The sequence below is a fragment of the Methylibium sp. genome, assembly GCF_031393925.1.
Classification (GTDB): Bacteria; Pseudomonadota; Gammaproteobacteria; order Burkholderiales; family Burkholderiaceae_C; genus Methylibium.
Genome location: NZ_JANMWL010000015.1, coordinates 1 through 1,932 on the forward strand (window position 1 = coordinate 1; position 1,932 = coordinate 1,932).

The 1,932-nt window shown below is 72.9% G+C and carries 2 protein-coding genes; both read left to right on the plus strand.

Annotated features, from left to right (window positions below; all coding sequences use genetic code 11):
- The first annotated feature begins 33 nt into the window (after window positions 1-33).
- Window positions 34-1,356, plus strand: a complete 1,323-nt coding sequence (locus RMO12_RS01220; RefSeq protein ID WP_309637903.1) for a glycosyltransferase — start codon at window positions 34-36, stop codon at window positions 1,354-1,356.
- Window positions 1,357-1,393: 37 nt separating this feature from the next.
- Window positions 1,394-1,932 (plus strand): HAD-IIIA family hydrolase (locus RMO12_RS01225; RefSeq protein ID WP_309637904.1); only part of this gene is annotated, 539 nt, incomplete at its 3' end.

Genomic DNA, 1,932 nt, shown 5'->3' on the forward strand with positions numbered 1-1,932 from the left:
ACTGGAGCAATCCATCCGAGGCAAGCGTCGATCATGAGCCCCCAGCCCCTGCGCGTCGCGCTCCTCGAAGAGCCGGCCTCGCCGCCCGCCACCGCCCTCGGCTACGTCGACGCCGTGGACGAGGACGAGAACGAGAACGGCGCCACGCTGCAGGTGGCGCGCTGCCTGGCGCGCGCCGGCCACCAGGTCGACGTGTTCACGCGCCGCGACGACCCCGACGCGCCCGCGGTCGTGGACGTGCGGCCCGGCCTGCGGCGCCTGCACATGACGGCCGGGCCGGCGCGCTGCGTCACCAAGCAAGCGCTGCTGGCCCACCTGCCCGAGTTCTCGCGCTCGATGCAGCGGCTGTTCGCGCGCAGCGTGCGGTATGACGTGGTACATGCCAACGGGCTCCTGTCCGGGCTGGCGGCGCTGCGGCTCAAGGAGGGCTTCGGCATGCCGCTGGTGATGAGCCCGGATGTCCGGCGCCCACCGGCGCAGGACGCTGAGACCTTTGCGAGCGAACGCATCGACATCGAGCGGCGCCTGGTCGCCCACGCCGATCGCCTGGTGGCCGAATGCGCGCACGACAAGGCCGAGCTGATGCGCCTGTATCGCGCGCCGCCGCGCGCCATCGCGACGGTGCCGCGCGGTGTCGACACCGACGAATTGGCCCCCGCCAGCCGGTCCGAGGCGCGGCGCACGCTGGGCCTGGCGGACGACGAGTTCGTGGTGCTGCAGCTCGGTCGGCTCGCGCCCGGCAAGGGCATCGACAACGTGATCCGCGCCATCGCGCAGTTGCCATCGGCCGCACGCGTGCGGCTGCTCGTGGTCGGCGGCGCGTCGCGCGCGCCCGACGAACGCGCCACGCCCGAGATCGCCCGGCTGCGTCGCCTGGCCGCGCAGTGCGGCGTGGCCAGTCGCATCACCTTTGTCGGCCGGCGTCGGCGCGCCGAACTCGCGGCCCTCTACAACGCCTGCGACGTGTTCGTCACCACGCCGTGGCACCAAGCCCTTGGCATCACCGCGCTCGAAGCCATGGCCTGCGGCACGCCGGTGGTCGGCAGCGCCGTCGGCGGCATCGCGTCTTCGGTGGTCGACGGCGTCACCGGCTACCTGGTGGCGCCGCACGATCCCGACGCCCTGGCCGAGCGCCTGGCGCACCTGCGCGCCCACCCCGAGCTGGCGCGTGCGCTCGGTCGCGCCGGTCTGCGCCGCGTGCGCAGCCGCTTCAGCCCGGAGCGCGTGGCCGAGGCGCTGATCGACATCTACGAGGCGGTGCGCTGGCGGGCGCACGAAGCGCATCAAGCGCACGACCGCCACCGGCTCCGCCTGGTCGGCCGCGCGGGCGGCCGCGCGCAGGAAGCACACGCATGAATCCCGTTTGCACGAACCTCGACCCCAGGAGCCCTGCATGAATGTGACCCATGGCCTGATCGCCGTTCCCGGTCTCGAGCGCCGACGCGCGGTGTTCTTCGACAAGGACGGCACCTTGATCGAAAAAATGCCTTTCAACGCCGACCCGGCCCGCATGACGTTCACGCCGCACGCCTTGACCGCGCTGCAGCGGCTCGACGCTGCCGGCTTCGCGTTGGTGGTGGTGACCAACCAGCCCGGCCTCGCGACGGGCCAGTTCGCGCGCGTCGAGCTGGTACGGCTCGAACGCGCGTTGACCGAGCGCGTGCGCGATGAGACCGGCGTCATGCTGACCGGCTTCTACGCCTGCCCGCATCCGCTGGGCCAAGGCGACCGCCCGGCATGCCTGTGCCGCAAGCCCGCCGCCGGCCTGCTGCGCCAGGCGGCGCTGACGCACCGCATCGACCTGGCGCGCTCGTGGATGGTGGGCGACACGCTCGACGACGTGGAGGCGGGCCGTCGCGCCGGCGCGCGCAGTGTGCTGCTCGACGTCGGCAACGAAACGCAGTGGCGCATCACACCGCTGCGCACGCCACA